General features: G+C 32.8%; 10 protein-coding genes and 1 pseudogene. All 11 read right to left on the bottom strand.

Annotated features, from left to right (window positions below):
- Position 1 precedes the first annotated feature (1 nt).
- Positions 2-1,255 (bottom strand): DNA cytosine methyltransferase, encoded by a 1,254-nt coding sequence (locus FGQ53_RS00435; RefSeq protein WP_000932323.1) that lies wholly within the window; start codon positions 1,253-1,255, stop codon positions 2-4.
- A gap of 30 nt (positions 1,256-1,285) precedes the next feature.
- Entirely contained in the window at positions 1,286-2,428 is a 1,143-nt protein-coding gene (locus tag FGQ53_RS00430) for a hypothetical protein (protein ID WP_003029150.1), read from the bottom strand.
- A 1-nt stretch (position 2,429) separates the two neighbouring features.
- The gene (locus tag FGQ53_RS00425) at positions 2,430-4,598 is read right to left on the bottom strand and encodes a sensor histidine kinase (RefSeq protein ID WP_138335109.1); all 2,169 of its coding nucleotides are present in this window, start codon (positions 4,596-4,598) and stop codon (positions 2,430-2,432) included.
- A 7-nt stretch (positions 4,599-4,605) separates the two neighbouring features.
- Positions 4,606-5,562, bottom strand: coding sequence for a HaeIII family restriction endonuclease (locus tag FGQ53_RS00420; RefSeq protein ID WP_138335108.1), 957 nt, complete (start codon positions 5,560-5,562; stop codon positions 4,606-4,608).
- A gap of 13 nt (positions 5,563-5,575) precedes the next feature.
- Positions 5,576-6,598 (bottom strand): DNA cytosine methyltransferase, encoded by a 1,023-nt coding sequence (locus FGQ53_RS00415; protein WP_037582674.1) that lies wholly within the window; start codon positions 6,596-6,598, stop codon positions 5,576-5,578.
- A gap of 1 nt (position 6,599) precedes the next feature.
- A complete protein-coding gene (locus FGQ53_RS00410) occupies positions 6,600-6,821 on the bottom strand; it encodes a helix-turn-helix domain-containing protein (RefSeq protein ID WP_000033212.1) in 222 nt (73 codons plus the stop codon).
- Positions 6,822-6,968: 147 nt separating this feature from the next.
- Positions 6,969-7,628 (bottom strand): DNA-binding protein, encoded by a 660-nt coding sequence (locus FGQ53_RS00405; protein ID WP_138335107.1) that lies wholly within the window; start codon positions 7,626-7,628, stop codon positions 6,969-6,971.
- Positions 7,629-7,680: 52 nt separating this feature from the next.
- A pseudogene (locus tag FGQ53_RS00400) lies at positions 7,681-9,075 on the bottom strand (DNA helicase); the annotation flags it as partial.
- Positions 9,076-9,169: 94 nt separating this feature from the next.
- On the bottom strand, positions 9,170-10,840 hold the full coding sequence (ltrA, locus tag FGQ53_RS00395; RefSeq protein WP_138335105.1) for a group II intron reverse transcriptase/maturase: 1,671 nt from the start codon (positions 10,838-10,840) through the stop codon (positions 9,170-9,172).
- A gap of 555 nt (positions 10,841-11,395) precedes the next feature.
- Positions 11,396-18,373 (bottom strand): helicase-related protein, encoded by a 6,978-nt coding sequence (locus tag FGQ53_RS00390; protein ID WP_138335104.1) that lies wholly within the window; start codon positions 18,371-18,373, stop codon positions 11,396-11,398.
- Positions 18,374-18,382: 9 nt separating this feature from the next.
- Complete coding sequence (locus tag FGQ53_RS00385; RefSeq protein ID WP_212744416.1) at positions 18,383-19,330, bottom strand: DNA cytosine methyltransferase; 948 nt, start codon at positions 19,328-19,330, stop codon at positions 18,383-18,385.
- Between the last annotated feature and the right edge of the window lie 25 nt (positions 19,331-19,355).

Raw genomic sequence — 19,355 nt, 5'->3', positions numbered from 1 at the left:
TTCACTCTCCTTTTTGTCCTCTCAAAAAATCTATAATAGCCATTGCAATTTTTTTAGATAAAATTGGTGGAACGGCATTGCCTATCTGTTTAAATGCAGCTGTTCGTGAATGTTCAAAATAAAAATCATCTGGAAACCCTTGTATTCTAGCTGCTTCTCTTACTGTAATTGAACGATTCTGTCTTAAATCTGGATGAATATAGTAATGTCCATCTTTCGCAATATGAGCAACAACTGTATGACTAACAGAGCCATAATCCAAAGCTTTATATCTATCTAAAAAAGATGTTGTATTAGAATGCGTTTGTAGTTCTTCAGGTATATCGATATATCTTAAATTCTTACCTTTTTTCTTAGCTTTTAGTACCAATTTATATATTTTCAAATCATTTTCATTATGAGGTCTCGCAGTATGTTGTGTTAAAATACCATCTTTTTTACGAATATATTTTTCAACGAACTGACTCGAAACATCACAACGATACTTATGAGAACTTCCCCCAGACTTTATACTTGGCAAGTCCTCAAACAATTCTTTTATAGTTGGGGCAACCTCAACATATTCAGCCAAACAGTCAAAAAATGAGTTATCGAACACTAAATCTTTTCGATGTCCGACAAGTATTAAACGTTCTCTTTTTTGTACTATACCATAATTACTTGCATCTACTATTTGATAATCTACCTCATATCCGCACTTATCAAATTCGCAAATTATTTTTGGCAAGAGTAATTCTCCTGATAAATCCTTAAAAGAAAGCAACCCTTTAACATTTTCAAAAACAAAGAACTTTGGTTTATATTTATCCAGAAAATCTAAATAATGTTTATATAGATAAATTCTTTTATCAGTAGATTTTTTCGACTTGTTATTGGCCCTACCGATTGTAGAATATGCCTGACATGGTGGTCCGCCAATAATACCATCTAACTTATTATTGCCTAATCTTTGGTCAATAAATTCAAAAATCGAAGGTATAGTATCTTTACTGATTTCCTTATTCAATATATCTTTAGTTAGATCTCTTGGTATAATCGAGTACAAATCATCTCTCGAGATTTTACCTTGAATATATTCAAAATATGGAGATAGGTTATTTTCTTTTTTTAAATAGTAATATATATTTCTTAATTCTAAAGAAGAGCAAGCATCTTTGTCCATTTCTATATGACAAATAAAATTATAATAGTCTTTATACCTAAATCCTTCGGTTAATCCACCTGCTCCCGAAAACACATCTACTATGTTTAGCATAACCACACCTCCTCGTATAGTATCTTCTTATTAAAAATTATTCAAAACACTATCACAGTTAAACTCTGGTTGCCCTTGCCTATGATAATAAGAACTAAATCGAGCTACAATATCTCTTTTAAAACTCTCCGTTATTACACCAATCTTTTTGTAATTTGTGTCTTCAATTTTTCCTGTTTCCCTATTGTATTTAAGAGAAATTACAGAACGAAAATCTACAAATCCACCTGAGAATTTGCTAAACTTAGGTAAAAAATGATATCTAATCGAATCTGTATGGGCATTTCTAAACCACTTAGTTAAAGAATCTTTTGCTTTTTTTGCTTTTTTTGATTCTTTTGAAGTTTCCATATTGTACCTATTTAACGTATCAATGAAATCTGGTATTTCACCATAGTTCTTAATTTTACACAATATAACTTCATCTATCTTTTTATTTGCAAGATCACATGATGGCGTCAACACAATATAATAATCACAGATTTCATTATCCTTTTTCTCATATACATCGCAGTTACATACTTGTTCTATTGGATTTGGAAACATATACATTTCTATTGGATCTGCATCTATATACTTTTCATCGAACATATATTTGTTATTAAACCAACTTGATATATACCTTATAATGACTGTTTCTTTTTTTTCAAAACTCAAGGACGAAACTTCCGCATTATTGTTAGAAAAACACTCTGGGATAATACTCCAAAATAGCTCCTTTATATTCTTGCTTATTTCTCCTTTTGAGCCGAAAATTTTAAAAACAGAGTCACTATAAGAATTTATAAGTTCTTTAATAATATCATACAAAGGCTCTTCTTTAGGGAAAACCTTAACAATATCTTTATTTATTTCACTACTAATTTTTTCAGGAAATCCTGTGCGAACTACAATTGGTATAATCTCTTTTTCTATAATTTGCTTCAACAAAATATTTCCAGAGATTTCTTCATCATTATTTACGGCATCATCTTCAGCTAATAACTTTAAATCAATTATTATTGCTTGAAAAGAGTATGAATATAAAGCAATCATCGCATCTTCTGGTGTATTAACTATATGAAAACTCAATTGGTTATAACCGCTCTCTGCATTGATTTCATCTATTGCACTTTTAAGCAATTCGCTTTGCTCATTCTCATCATCTATTAACAAAAATTTAGTTTCAGACATTTTACACCTCAGCTTTCTTAAGGCATATTCTAAAATGCCCACCCACTTCAGAATCAATCGCTTCTAAAGTTCCTTCATTTCTCTGAATAGCTTCCCCTGCAATAGAAAGTCCTAATCCAGTACCATTTTCTTCCATGACAGTATTTTTTCTTGAGTAACCCGGTAGAAACAAAAGATTTTCTTTTATATCTTCAGACAAAATTCCAGGACCATTATCTACTATTTCTATAACAGCCTCACCATTATTAGTAAAAAGACTTATTTTGATAATTTTCTCATCAAATTTAGAGTAATTCACCCAAAAAATTGCATTTTCAATTATATTTGTAAGCGCCATATACAAGTCTTCTTCTACTAAATTCAAAGTGATATTTTCCTGCATCTCATAATCTATTTTAATATTTGATTCTTCTACAATTGTTTGAAAAATATCCATTACTGAACGTATTTCATTTTCAGCATTGATTTTCTTCCTTTTCTTTCTTTTATTAGATGCAAGTGGGTCTAATCTTGCAAAAAAATCACTCATCCTTATTGCTTCGGATTTTAACTTTCCTACATCATTATACAAATCATTATACCCAGTTGTAGCTATTTCTTTTTTATCAAACAAACTATTAAGTTTTCGTTCCATGGCTGGTAACTTATTTCTATACCACGCAAGAGGCTTCCTCCCTTCATGCAAAACAACACTTATAACATTACCCAATGTAGTATGTTTTTGATATATTGCAATAGTTTCTTTAACTTCTAGAAACTCGGTTTCTTTTTCTTTTTCTAAATTTCTTATTTCTTTACTTATTTCTTGGTTTAAAGTTTCTATATGTTCATCTGTATTCTCAGGAGATTTTTTTAAATTTTTATAAGCCCTATCTATAGCTTTTCCCATATTTTGACTAACATGGCTAAAATCAAAAAGTTTATCTATTGCTTCAGGTTTCTTTTTTGTTGCTTTTTGTCTATATTTAAATCTTTCTTTTTGTAATAAGCTAAGACTCAAATCAGCAATTCGTTGTAATGTAGCAAAATTAGAATTTTCATACAATCCATCTCTAGCACTTTTTTCTTTTAGTCCAGATATCTCTTCGGACTCTATACTTATTTTACCGTTTATCTGTTCCGAACCTATTGCCATACTAGGGTTTTGCACACGTTTAGAATCCAAATTTAGCCAATCAAATCCCTTATCTCCATACGGTCTTATTCTAAAATCATTTCTAAAAATACTAATGCCAGATTTGTCAATTAACATATTTTTTATTTCTGTCTTAGAAAGATTCGTGTTTTGATTTCCATTTATAAAATTCATTATTACTTCTATTCCCGATGGATCTTTATCATAAACTCTATAGTCAATGCTAATTCCACCACATGGGACAGAATTTTTAGGTAATTCCTTTATAAAACTACCCTTGAATTCTTTTTCTTCCTTGGTATAAAAGTTCGAATATTTTAATTCATAATTAAAATCAGCATGTATCTTACCTGATAATTTATAGTGCCAAGCTTCATTAAATTCTAATTGCGAGATTTCCTTACAAATATTCTTTTTATCATCACTATAAAAATTTTCATAACTAACTACTATCTTAAAATCTTTTATATTGGATAATAATTTAGATAATTCTTTTTCAACCTTTTGTGAATCAATTTCATTTATTTCATCTGCCAAGTCATTTCCATATTCATTTGTAATAATAAGTTTAGTGCCGCTATTGTTTGTAGTTTCAGATGTTGTAATAAAAATTGGAATATCACTCAACTTTTTTTCAGAATTAAACTCATCCCAATCAAAACAAGCCGTGGTTTCCATTCCTTCTCTTGTTGTAATTAGTTCTAGTTTATTACCAAGCAAAGAAACTGCATACCTACCAATACCTTTTCTTCCTTGATAAACTCTTCCTTTTGGACTATTTTTCCTTTTCAATTTATAGTCTGTTGATGGAACCATCCAAGTATTCAAAACTGTATCTTGACTCATTCCATGTCCATCATCTTCAACAATAATATTTAATCTATCTTCATTTTTTATATATGTGATTTTTACATAACTTGCATCTGCATCATATGAATTTTTCACAAGTTCCACTAGTGCAGCCGGAAGATCTTTAATTAAATCTTTACCAATAGACATTATAAGTCTGCCAGTAGGTTCAAAATAACTTTTCATACTACACTTACCTCCATCTACAATCTATCGATATAATTGTTGTAGGCATACCTATAATTTGTATATCAAACTTCAAACTTGATTCAACCTTAGTCGAAGCATTATGAATTCTGAAACTAAATTGCCAACCCCCATCAAGGTATAGTTCCAATGTATTCTTACTGTCTGGTTTATATTCCAAGCTAACAATCCTTGTTGGAAGTGTTGATATTGGCAATTCAACGCTTCTTTTACGCTTTTTACCCTGTCTATTCAACGTTCCTCTCAAATTGTAGCTTTGAATTTGAGTTATCTTTTTATTATCAATCCCAATTACTTTATAAAAATCAAATTCTCCAAGCAAATACTCAACCATCAATCTAGGAATATCTTTACCAAACAAGCAATTTTGTCTCTCCAGTTCCCCTTTAAATGCATTTAATAAAGGAACATATACATCGTCTTCTTTGTTAGGTAATTCACTCCACTTAGAACCCTTTTGTTTTTCAGAATCAAGATATTCAAATATTGGTTTAATATCTTTCCAATATTGTTCAGAACAATCTATTCCATACCACTTTTTTCCAAAATCTAATTTTTTAGATAATCTACTATGTTTTACAGCAAAATGGTTGTGTTTTACGCTAAGACCAATTTCCCACTCAATACCTCGTCTAATAATCAGTACATCTCTTACATCGCCCTCTTTACCTTTATCATCTGATTGAATTTTCAATTCCAACTCATCTAATCCATCATCTAAAATCAACGGTTCAAGTTCAAATATAGTATTTACTCCAGCTAATGCACTAATCTTGTATATAGCTTTTTCAGAATCGGTTAAAGTATTCCATGCACGTTCTGCAGCATAAAAACTACTGTTTTTTTCTATCTTTGCCGGACGAACTTTTGATATTTCTTCAAACAATGTAGTTAAATAAGAAAACTCATATGCCCTTCCTTGATTATTACTTTTTTCACTCATAGATTACCTCCGCCTAATTATCTATGCCTGTTTTTAAGAGACTCAAATTTGAACTAGAATTACGCAAAGCTTCTAAAATTGACTCAGCCATAACATACGCTAAGTTCACAGGAACAGCATTACCGATCATTTTATATGCATCGTTCAAATTCGTATAATAGAATTTAAAATTATCTGGGAATCCTTGTATTCTTGCACACTCTCTCACGGTTAATCTTCTATATAGTGCTTCCTTACCAGGTTCAAATATATTTTTATTTTTTTCTACTTTAGGCATAACTGGTGCTTGCGGATGTAGTTGACACTGTCTACCAGATGCCTGGACCGTAAATGCCTGTTCATCCCATTGTCTAACTCTATTTCTACTCATAAATATTGGCGAATAGGCACCAATAAAGTATTCATGATTCAAAACTTTACAGTTATCACCATTTGTCTTATTTTTTTCTAATGCTGGAATTGCCGAATCTTTTAAATCAAATATCGCATCTTTAAAAGTCAACTTTGACTCGTATGGTTTAGGTGGTTCAAATTTGATGTTTAAATCCTTTCTAAATCCAACATAGAAAACTCTTTTTCTATCCTGAGGAACACCATAATCACTAGCATTTAACAAATGAATGAAAACATCGTAACCAGCTTCCTCAAATTGAGAAACAATATTTTCAACAGCACTATTATGCCTTTTCGCCATCATGCCCTTAACATTTTCTGCTAAGAAGAACTTCGGCTTTTTATCTTTCAAAATGCGTATGTACTGATAAAATAATTGTCCTCTAGGATCATCAATCCCCTTTAATGACCCTGCCTCACTCCAAGACTGGCATGGCGGACCTCCGATAATACCATCACATTTAGGAAACATCTCTGAAGGAATACCACAAATATCTCCCTTAATAAGTTTTGTATCATGATTTTTTTCATATGTTTCCCAAATTGTTTTATCGTATTCATTAGCAGCTACAACATTAAACCCTGCTTTTTCAAAGCCTAAGTCTAATCCTCCCGCTCCTGAAAACAAGCTAATTAAATTCATTTTATATTTCCTCCGAAGAATCATTAACACATTCTACAATCTCTGAAATATCACATTCCAATACATTACAGATTCTTAGTAACACGTCAGTTGTGACATTATCACCATTTTTAATTTTATAGAATGTACTTTTACTCACTTTTGCTTTTTTCATAAGTTCAGTATTTTTCATATCTTTATCTATCAATTTTTTAAACAATTTTTTATAGCTGAATTTTGACATGACTAACCTCCAGTCATTTTCTTGTTAAAATCATATCGCTTCTATTATACCACAAAACTAGTACTTATAGTACACTTTTATTCCCTTTTCTCGAACTAGTTTTGCAAAAAAATAATCGGTGCAGCCCTAAGACCACACCGACATATTCTATCTCTCCGTTTCCTTTGAAGATTCTTTCTTTTCTACAGGTTTTGCTTTTTCTTCAGCCTTATATTTCTTTATTGCTCCAAGTACTGATTCTTTCTTTTCTTCTTGCTTCTTCATCTGTTCCTTTGCTTTTAAAAGCTTAGACGATAGTATTCTAACATTAGTATGTTCCTTTCCGTTATCGTTAATGGATGATCTCACCTGTCCAAAAAGCTTTACAAAGTCTCCCTGCTTAAAGTTCTTTGGAATATCTCCCTTATCCCCATAAGCTGAGCAATTAGTGTAAATCTTATTTCCCTCATCATCTTTTGATACAACCGAGAAATTAACTACTTTAAAGGCTTTTCCATTCTTATTTTCTCTTTCAATTGTTTCAACCTCACCTACGATATTCCCAACAATATTCACCAGATCATTGTCTTCTTTTTCAATTGCTACACTATCTTTAATCTGTCCATTTTCTCTGAGTTCGTCAATCAAATAATCAAACTCATCATTGAGTAAGCTCATACTATCATTATCCATATATTCCTGGTATAACTTGTCCAAGGCATCTTTATCATTGATTCCTTTTTCAAAGCTAATTAGTGCCTTCGCAAAATTTTCATGATTTTCGTTTGCCATTTGTTCTAGTTCATTTCTCATTTCTTTGTAGTTCATAATATACCTCCATAGTTTCTACAAAAGCGAAAAGGAGCTTGTAATAAGTCCCTTAACGTTCATCGTGTTCTTTTGATTTATTTTCTCTTGTTTCTGTTTGTTTTTCTTCCGACTGATATGACTTAATCTGTCCTAAGATAGACGGCTTTTCAGATACTTTTTCTTTGCTTTCTGCCCTTGTGTGAATATTATCCTCTACATCATAAGTAGTTTCAAAGTAGTCACTGTCTCTAAAGTCATTATCGTATCTATCTGACACACCATCATTATCCAAATCTTTTGCAAGTGGATCATATATATTACCATCATCATCTCTTTCAAGACCTAATGCTTTTTTAAGGTCATTATCATCAATAGATACAAATTCTCCAAAGTCTCCATATTCCATTTCTTGTTTTAGAAATTCCAATGCCTTTTCTTCACTTCCAAGGTCTTTGAGATAATCAATCTTTGTGATTGGTTCTCCATTGATATATTGAGTAGCTGTAAAGTTTTCTAAGCTAATTTCATATTGAATTTCATGCTTTTCATCTGGTGTAGTCGTATAAGCGATTCCAATATGAGCAAGGTCAGGAAATAGATTATTAAAATTTTCATAGGTATAACTATCATCTTCATATTCCCTTTTACAAAAATCTACAATAACCCTTTTTACATCTTCAAGTAATGGATTAGGATTTTCTTTTTCTTCTACTTCTCCCATATCAAGTAGCTTGTTTAATTCTGCAAGTCTTAATACTTTTGTCTTTAGCTCATCTGCTTTTTCAAAAGGCTTTGTTAATTCTTCTTTTGCATTTTCCAGTTGTTCCTTTGTGCTAATGAGTTTTTCTTCAAGACGATTTAACCTTTCTGGCATTTTATCAATAGCATTATCTAGTCTTGTAATATTACCATCTGCACTTGTACCAAGTTCTCCTGAATGGTTTGTAGCACCTCTTAAAGTAAAATTATGTTCATTGGTGAAGAAATTATAGCTTACCTCTAAGTCCATATTTCGGTACTGTCCTATAACCTTACTTTCATTAATTTTTACACCTTTAATCGCTTCTAAGAGCTTTTCTCCAGCTATCTTTTTATCTCGAACTGTCTCGCCATTAATCGTGATAGAGGTGAATTTATTTTCACCACTTCCCTGTGGCTGGGCATTTTCAATATCTATTTTCACTGCTTCAATTAACTTTTCAGTCCTTGCTATTTCTTCAGGATATGTCTTTGCAACCTTATCCTCTAATCTATATCGATTGGACTTGTAGTTTGCTTCAAGCATTTTAAGTTTTGTAACTTCATTATCTAAATCCATCTTTTCTTTTATCTTTGGATCACCTGTAGCAAGTGCTTTTATTTCTGCATAGTTAAGGGAGCTTTCGTCCACATCTTCCGCCACTCTGACAGGAGTCTTACTTGTCATTATCTGAGAAATGAACTTTTGCTTGTTCTCAATGGTCTGGTCGAGTAGGTCGAGGATATTACTATCCCCTTCCCCTCTAAGAACCGTGCATGAGAGTTTCCCCTCACACGGCTCAAGTTTTTATAAGCCCTAATTAAAGAACCAGCGTGTTTTCTTCATCATTTATATGCAATTTTCTATGACACCAAGGGTGTACTAAAGTTTTAAGGGTAATGTTATTTTGAATTGTTTGATGTACTCTAAAGTCTGTATCCATAGTTATTTTCTCTCCACAAACAGGGCATATTCCATTTTGCGTTTTATACAGTTTATTTATAACTGTACGTCCTTTAAGTTCGTTTCGTATTTTTAACTCTTCTCTTTCTTCAAAGTATATTTGCCAATTTTCATCAAATGGATTTGCTTCAGCTTGTATCTTGGTAAATCTTTTAATATCAGTGTCTGTAGCATATTTAAGACGAAGATAGTATTTCTCGCCATTTTCCATTCTGTCACCAGTGGATACACTGAAAGTCCAGGTTCTATTTCCAATGGTATGGAAGTATTTCTTAGCTATCCATTTTCTACCTTTCTTTGGGTGTCTACGAACACACCAGGTCCACAAGCTTTTATATATTTCATAATCAAGTTTTTCAAAGGCTTTAGATGAAACATTATATTTCTGATAGTTTACCCAACCTATAATGATTGGATTTAATTTTCTAATCAAAATTTCTTGTTTCATTGACGGATTATCTTTTATGATTCGTCTGATTTTATCAACAATAGCCTTGAAGTTCTTATCAGATGGTTTTGTAAGCAACTTATCTTTATACATCCTAATATTAATTCCAAGAAAATCAAAACCGTCATTTATGTGTGTTATAAGTGTCTTTTCTTCTGATAATTCTAAACCTCTTTCAGCCAAGAATTTTACAATGATTGGCTTTACACCATTTTCAAGCAATTCTGCACTTTCCCCTGTAACGATGAAATCATCTGCATATCTAACAAAGTTAACCTTTGGGAAATATGTTTTCTTATTTACTGTTCTTCTATGGTATTTCTCTTTGATTGCTTTTTCTAAACCATCTAATACCATATTGGAAATAATGGGTGATATTGGAGAGCCTTGGGGACTTCCTGTTTCTGTTGGAAATAGTTTTTGTTTTTCTATATATCCACACTCAAGCCAGAGTTTTAATAATTTCTTGTTCATTGGGATATTATTTAATATCCATTCATGACTTATATTATCAAAACAACCTTTTATATCTCCCTCAAGTACCCATTTTGCAGATTTCTTTTTATTAAGTGATGTAAAACACTGCTCGATAGCATCTTGTGTACATCTTTTTGCCCTAAATCCATAAGAATTAGGGTCAGCAGTAGTTTCTGCTATAGGTTCAAGTGCAAATTTATATAGGGTTTGCATTGCTCTATCTGTCATTGTAGGAATGCTGAGAGGTCTTTTCTTCCCGTTTTTCTTTGGTATATACACTCTTTTAAGAGGCTTAGGTTTATATCCTCTTAAATTTAACTTTTCTATCGCCTTATACTTTGCCTGTGGTGTTAGCCATAATTCGCCATCTACACCACTTGTTTTCTTGCCTTGATTTTCAGTTACCCTCTTAATAGCCAAGGCTTTTGCATAAAATGAAGTTGTGAGTAAATGTTGTAAAGATTTTACCTTTCCATATTTACTCATTTTCCACGCTTTCACAATACGCATTTGTAGTTTTTTAACATAGCTTTCTGCTAGAGAAAAATCTATACTTTCCCAGTCTTTAGCTCTGTTAGTAGTAGCACACATTTTACTGTTCATTTGCTTTCTCCTTTCAAAAATTCTACAAGTTCTCTTGTGATTAAAAACCAAATGGAAGTCTGCACTCTTTCAAGTTAGGGCAAATTTCGAACCCCTATCCATCTCATTACAAGATGGCATTCGCTTTTTCCATTCTCCTTTACCTGCACCATTATCAGCATTTCTTACGATTTGCCTTGCCTTTTGGCAATAGTACAGGCTTACCATGTTTCACTTAATTAACATTGATAACTTAGGCTCTACCTCTCTGCCGGTAGTCTTTTTGTCCGTGTAATCCCACTGTGGAAAGGATTATCCGACTACACACCATTTTGGTTCAGGCTTATCAGCAACTTTAGCCTGTTCGCCTTAACGACATTTATCAGTAGTTCACATATGTTAGCCATATTATCAAGCCTCGCTCCCTAACCACTTTGTTGCTAGTAGTTTCGGTATTTCCTCACGGTTTTACCTCAAGTAGGGTTACTTTAATATCGGCTTACCACACCTAAGTGCAGTCGAAACTCGGCTCAACTAACGGAATAGTTGGTTTGGTCATCATGCCAAACAGTTAAATTAAGCGACTTCATGTCGCACCCAAAGGTACGCATCAAAGGTATTCTCAGTAATGTAACGATAAATATTAACCTCTTTGTTTTCATTACCTTGGCGAACAATTCTACCACTTCTCTGTTCAAGGTCAGCAGGTCTCCATGGTACGTCTAAATCATGCATTGCAATTAGTTTATTTTGCACATTTGTACCAGCACCCATCTTCTGAGTAGAACCTATTAAAATACGAATTTCACCTTTTCTTACCTTTGCAAAGAGTTCATCCTTTTGCTTATCGGTATTGGCTTCATGAATAAAGGCAATTTCTTCCTTTGGTATTCCTAAATCCACAAGTTTATCTCTAATATCATCATAGATATTAAAGCTACCATCACCTTTTGGTGTAGACATATCTGAAAATAGAAGCTGTGTTGATTTTTCTTCTTTTGTCTTATCCCAAATAGAAAATACATTTTTAACACATACATTCACCTTTGAGTTTTCATCATCTGGAAGTAAAGGATTGATTAAACGCTGATCTAATGCAAGTTTCTTACCATCATTAGTAATCTTAAGCATATTATCTTCTTCAGGCTCTACGGACTTATTACGCACCTTATCAGCCCTTTCAGACAAGCTCTTTAGTATTTCTTTTTGCTCTTCACTTGGTTCAGTTTTAATGACTTTAAAATGAGCTTCTGGAACAGGAAGATTGAGCATATCTGCGGTTTGAATATCGGCTACTTCCTTAAACATACTCATAAGCTCAGGTAGGTTATAAAACTTAGAAAAACGAGTCTTAACTCGGTAACCTGTTCCCTCTGGAGATAATTCAAAAGCAGATTGTGTTTCTCCAAAAGTTGAAGCCCATGAATCAAAATGCTCTAGTCCATTCTTTTTCAGAGTGTCGTACTGTAAATATCTTTGCATAGTGTAAAGCTCTGTCATTGAATTTGATACTGGTGTGCCTGTCGCAAATACAATTCCTTTGCCACCAGTCATTTCATCCATGTATCGGCATTTCATAAACATATCTGATGACTTAAAAGCCTCAGATTGTCCAATACCTGCAACATTTCTCATTTTTGTATAAAGATATAGGTTCTTATAGTTATGTGCTTCGTCAACGATCAGATTATCTACGCCAAGTTCTTCAAAGGTAATGACATCATCTTTCTTAAAATCATCGTTTAATTTTTCAAGCCTTGCTTCTAATTTCTTTCTTGTTTTTTGTAGCTCCTTTACTGTAAAGTTTTGATTTCTGTCATGCTTATACTCTTCTACATAGTTAATAATCTCATCAATTTGGTCTTGTATATGCTTTTGTTGGTACTCCTTAGACATTGGAATTTTTTCAAACTGACTATGACCGATAATAACGGCATCGTATTCCCCAGTGGCAATTTTACCGATAAATCTCTTTCTGTTTTTTGGCTCAAAGTCTTTCTTATCCGCAACCATAATATTTGCTGATGGATATAGCTGCATAAACTCACGACCAATTTGCCCTGTAAGATGATTTGGCACAACAAACAATGACTTAGTACACATTCCAAGTTTCTTAGCTTCCATGGAACTTGCTACCATTTCAAAAGTCTTGCCGGCTCCTACCACATGAGCAAGTAAGCTATTACCACCATACAGTATTCTTGCAATTGCATTCTTTTGATGTGGACGAAGAGAAATATCTGTACTCATTCCATCAAAGCTTAAATTTGATCCATCATATTCTCGATTACGAATAGAATTGAATTTTTCATTATAGGCTTTTACAAGTCTATTTCTTCTATCCTGATCACTAAATATCCAATTCTTAAATTCTTCTTTTATAAGTTCTTGTTTCTGCCCCGCAAGCATAGTTTCTTTTTTATTTAGTACCGAAGTCTTTGAACCATCTGGATTGAGAACTTGGTCAAATACCTTTGTTTCTTTTAGGTTTAGAGCATCTTCAATCAGCTTGTAGGCACTCACTCTACTTGTTCCATAGGTCATTTCAGCAAGGTCATTTCCTCTATCTTTGCTCTTACCTTCAACATTCCATTCACTGGTTAAATGTGAAAATTTAACTTTAATATCCCATCTTGCATATCCTGGAGTCTTTAATGTTTCAAATATGAATCTTTCAATATCTTTAGGTGGAATCCATGTTGCACCAAGCCTTACATTGATTTCACTGGCTTCAAGTTCTTTTGGCATTACTCTTTGAAGTTCTGCTTTTTGATATTCCAGTCGGCTTAGTTCATTTACAAGTGTTTCCCTTTCGTTTTCACTTCCTTCTGAAAGCATTCGTTCTGCTTGTCGTAACCTATTGATATAACTATCTACAATTTCAATCTTTTCTCTAATGTTGCCACTTAAATACTCATCTTTTGTTACATAGGCATACTTGAAAGAATTGCTTTCATCACTGCAAGCAAATGGCAAATCACCATCTTCCAAGTCAAAAGAAAGCTTCTGATTAAAACTAACATTCTCTTCCCTAATATTTAGAAAGATTTCTCCTCTAAGTTCTTCTATAAGAGTATTTCTATCCTTTTCCGTTAGATTTGTCATGTAATCAAAATCTACATAACCTTTTTGTGAAATAGATAGTACCAATGCTTCAAGTGAAGTATCTACATGGTCAATAACTTTCGCTTTTGTGATAGTTCGCTTAGAAAAAATATCGCCTTTTGCCTTAAAGTTTTCTTCTTCATCCAGTATCTCAATAGAAGATACCAAAGGGAAATTACTATCTTCTCTTAAGGCTCTTGTGTTACTTAAATTATTTACAAAACCATGCTTCTTAGAAAAACTATCATAAACTGCGTTTAATTTATCCTGAGATTCTTTGATTTCAGCTTCACTAAAGTCTTCTTTTTGCTTGTATATTACATCCTTTAGTGCGTCATTTAATTCGAGATAATCCTTAATCTTTTCCTTGTTTTTGTCTGATACTTCTCTCTTAACAAAAAGTGAATTTTCTCTGTAATATACCTCATCATCAATCAAGGTATAAGAGAAGTTTTTTACATCATCGGTTGCGGGTATTGAGGTTACTTCATCATCTAGTAGCTCTATCTCTTCATACTTCGCATCTTTTGATATTCTTTCACCTGCAGCTTCAATACGATCTTTTAAAGAAGACATATTTATTTCATAAGATAAAAATGCTATTGGCTCACAAGTAAGAGTTTTTCCAAATCTTCCACTTACCTCTTTCATGTTTCCAAGAACTTGTTCTGGATGGTCTGCAAAATATTTATTATATACAAGACCATTTTCATCTTCTGCTAAATGAACCCAGTCATCGTCACGCTCAAGTACACTATCTCTTTTCTTCAGGAAAATAATATCGCTTGTCACCTCAGTTCCGGCAATACCCTTAAAGGTATCGTTAGGAAGTCTTATTGCACCTAAAAACTCTGCTCTTGCATTTATATATTTACGGATACTTTCGTCTTTTTTATCCATAGTTCCAGATGATGTGATGAAGGCTATAACACCACCATTTCTAACCTTATCAATGGATTTGGCAAAGAAATAGTCATGGATAAGGAAGTTATTACGATTGTATTCCCTATCATTAACCTTAAATTCACCAAACGGAACATTACCGATTGCCACATCAAAGAAGTTGTTTGAAAAACTGGTCTCTTCAAAGCCTTTAACTTGCACATCACTTTCAGGATAAAGAAGTTTTGCAATTCTACCACTAACAGAATCAAGCTCAACCCCATAAAACTTTGATTTATTCATTTCATCTGGAAGATTACCGATAAAGTTCCCGATACCCATTGAAGGTTCAAGGATGTTTCCTTGTTTAAACCCCATACCTGAAAATGTCTTATATATTCCGTCAATGACTGCTTTCGGTGTGTAAAAGCTCGTTAAGGTAGATTCTCTTGCAGCTTCATATTCTGATAGTGATAAATTTTCTTTTAAGAAGGCTCTTGCCTCTTTCCACTGTCCTTCCTTACTTTCATAAAATACATCCGCAAGTCCACCCCAGCCTACATATTTTGCTAAAACTTCCTGTGCTGTAATATCAAGCTCTCGTTCTCCACTTTCCACTCTGTTAAGCATTGAAATGGCTTCAAGATTATTATTTAACCTTTCATTTGGAGTAAGTTTATCAGGGAAAATATCTTCTATAATTCTAAAGTTTGATACTTTCTCTTGTTTATTTTCCTCAAGTCCAAAAAGTTTTACTAAATCACTTTCTAATCTATAAGGAATAACTTCTGAACCCGTAATCATTCCCCCAAGATACTCAACATTATCTTTTATTGTAGCAGTCTTAAGACCACCACCCATCTTGTCAAAGCGAGTTATAGTGTAGTCTTTATCTTTATAGTGAACTTCGTCTCCGACAAGTAGTTTAGGTCTATCAAAGCTAATCTTTTCTAATAACTCTTTATCATCTGCAAAACTTACTATAGGCATCATATGATTGCCATTTCTTAGAGGAGCAAGTCTTAAGTCATTCTTTTTTAGAATCTCATTAAAGCTCACTTCATCATCAATTTTATATGCCTCATGATCCATGTAGACAGTTTTTCCAATAGATAAATCTAACGATTTTTCTTTATCTTCTTCTGGATTAAGGTAATCAAAAAGTGTCTCTTGTTTTACTTCAACTTGAGTAGCTTCCACAACATAATCAGCAATCTTATATGCTTCATATTTTCCGCTATCAAGCAAAGTATCAACCTTTGTGCTTTCCTTAAAATCTACTCCTCGATTAAGTGAATATTCTACTCCATCAACTTCTACTTTTCTTCCAGTATCTTCAAGGCTAATATCTAAGCTATCTTTTTTACTTGCAAGTATAAATTCATTACCGACTTTAACTGCTACTTTCTCATTCTGATTGTTATATGCGTAGTATTTAAGGCTATCAACAAACTCGCTCATCGTAACAAAGTCAATGTTATCCTTAAATTCTTCAATCTGACTTATGCTTACTTCATCATTCATTAGATAACCTTTAAGCACATTAAACTTAGCAAGTTCAATGTCTAACTCTTTCAGATACTTTATCTTTTCTGATGTAACACCGTCCAAGCCTTTGTTCCAATCATCAATCAGCCATTTTAAATGTTCCATCTTCCATACAGGAAGTTTAGGATCTGCAATCTCAGTAATTTCATTTCCATAAAAATCGTACTCCTTTATGGCACTCATAATCTGTTCTAATTGTTCAAAATTAAAATCATCAATCCCAATGTTTGTTCCTTGAAGAGCTTCTTCTAATTTACTAGTGGCAAGTCTGCTAATTGCAACATCTCTTGGGACTTCGTATTCTTCCATAATAGAGGCAACTTCTTCAGCAAAATTAGGGCTTAATTCTTCTTCAAATTTATCTATTACTTGATTGCTAGCTTCTTTAGGAATTACTTGATCTTCAAAACTGAGTTCCCCATTAAAGACCATCTGAAGCTCATGTTCATCCATCTGCTTTTTTAATTCTCTGTCTTTAAGCTCTCTAAAAGTCTTTGGAAAATCTTCTAAAATAAGTCTTTGAGCATTAAGTTCTTCAAGCTCATGAATATTAAAATATCCCCACTCTGGTTCAATTCCTAAAACAAGACCAAATGCATCGCCTGTTTCCCTATCGTATTCCGTCATATACCATGTCCAATTGCTTCTAAATGGAATGATATATGCTGCATGAACCTGAGTATCTGCCAGATCAGTATGTTCTTGATCATAAAGTTTTGGAACACGCTCAAGCATTTCATCAGTCATTAAATTGTATGGATCTTCTTTAGAATAGAAAAAGGAAGCATTTTCTGCTCCCTCGTTCGTTTTCTCAATTATTTTTTCTAAGCTTCCACTATTTCCTTGATTGCCATTTCTTTCAAGGCTGAAATCATTACCTTGTATTCTGGATTCGTTTCGCTCTCTATTTTCCATGCTTCCATCATCTTCGGCTTTTCCTTCCTCATAAAGTCGATGGCTCTCTTTTGAACTTCCATCAAGTGTTTCACTAGGCTCTTCTCTTTGTAAAGGTCTATTAGCATTTGATAGTGTTTCTCCTCGTTGCTCTCTGTTAGAAAGTCCAATCTCATCACTGCGTAAATTGGATTCGGAAATTCTTCCATGAATTTCTTCTCTTCCTCCAGTTTGTTCAAAGTCTTCTCCTTGATTATCAAAATTATCTCGTCTGTATTCTCCAGCTCTGAAAATTCGGTTTCCGTCATTATCATCTCTTTCGTCATTTGATCGAATAGCATTCGCCATACCTCCTAATTCTTTATTATTTTCATTAAGCTTATTATAATCGGCACCTATACTCTTTGTCAGGTCGTAATTGACAGATAAATTTCTTGTTCTAACCATCGTAGCTTCAATAATATTGCTACAAGCATTGGAAATACAGTTACCAACACTCATTAAAGAAATTCTATCTAAGTACTTGAAATTTTCTTGTACGTTATTCATTGGAATAGGATAATCCAAGTTAAATCTATTTGAAATTGCAAAGCTAATAGAATTTCTCATAAAATTTACAAATGAGTTTCTATCTTCATCAGCAATCCTCAGATTATTCGCAAGCTCATATATGCTTTCATCCGCGTATATTCTGCTAAGGGAATATAGGTTCTCCAATAGGCTTTCACTTGAGTCATATCCTTGTAGTTCAATCATATCCTTTAATGTATTTTCATGCTTTTCTCTATCAAAAGACCATAGTTCCACTTCATTAACATTTTTATCCATTGATACAGTCTGACTAATATCAAAGATATATCCTACTTTTTGGAAAGCATTACTGTCATTTAGAATAGGTATCCCTTTTTGCCCTCTCATGACAGTTCGATTAAATCTTTCCCTCCACATATCAAAGCTTGCACAAGCAGTTGCATTGGGATTTTTATCATAGATACTAAGTTGACTTAAAAAGTCGTATCTTTGGTTATTTCCAATGACTTTTAAAAGCTTTAGATATTCTCTTTCACTATCTAAAACATCTCTTTTTACAAGCTCAATTATGTTGTAAAAATCATTCGTTCTCATCTTTACCTCCTAGTTCTTCAAAATTTCTTTTAATATTGCTTCTAACACATTTACGATAATGCTATTTCCAGCTTGTTTATACAGTATTGACGATAATTTTCCTTTTCTTCCTGGATAAATAGCTTTTAGCTTATTAAAGTCTTCATCATTAAAACCCATAAGTCTAAAGCATTCTCGCTCAGTTAAATATCTATATTTGCCATTACCTAAATCAATAATTCCTGAATTAGGAATACGCACTTGCTTGGTGGAAATTGTGTAGGCAAACTTATCAATAACTTTTAATCTGCCCTTGAAATGATTATTTTTAGGATCTCCTCTAATATGAGAAAGCATTGATTCTTGCTTTACTTCATAAAGATTAGAGACATCTTTTTCTAAAAACTTAGATATATCCTTTGCCTCTATCTTTTCTAAAGAAGAAAAATTAAAGTAGTTTTCACCTAAGATACTTACAACAAAGATACGCTCTCTTTTTTGTGGTATTCCAAAGTCCATAGCATTTAAAATTTCATACTTATTCTCATAACCAAGCCTTTCCATTTCTTTTAGGTAATGAAAAAAGGAAGCTCTCATATTCTTATCGAGAACTCCCTTTACATTTTCCCAAAGCACAACCTTGGGCTTGATATTCATTTCTTCTATTATTCGTATTGTTTCAAAAAGAAGACTACTTCTTGTACCACTACCCTTTGTGCCACCTTTCTTTAAGCCACTTCTACTGAAATCTTGACAGGGACTGCCATGCATTAATAAATCTATTCTTTCATCTGGCGGATGATAATCTACTATACTCTTAGGCTCAAATTCTTCGCCATAAAGTGCATTATAACTTTTAACACAATTCTTATCTATCTCTACATAATCCACCGTCTTATGAGATATTTTTTGCCTTATTAAAGCTTTTCTAATGGCACCTATACCACCAAACAGTTCCAATACATTTAGCTCATCTATTTTAATCACCTCCAATAAACTAAGG

This window comes from Streptococcus mitis, from assembly GCF_005844455.1.
GTDB lineage: Bacteria > Bacillota > Bacilli > Lactobacillales > Streptococcaceae > Streptococcus > Streptococcus mitis_BF.
The sequence above is the reverse complement of the archived record's forward strand: the minus strand, read 5'-3'. Positions and strand labels throughout refer to the sequence as shown.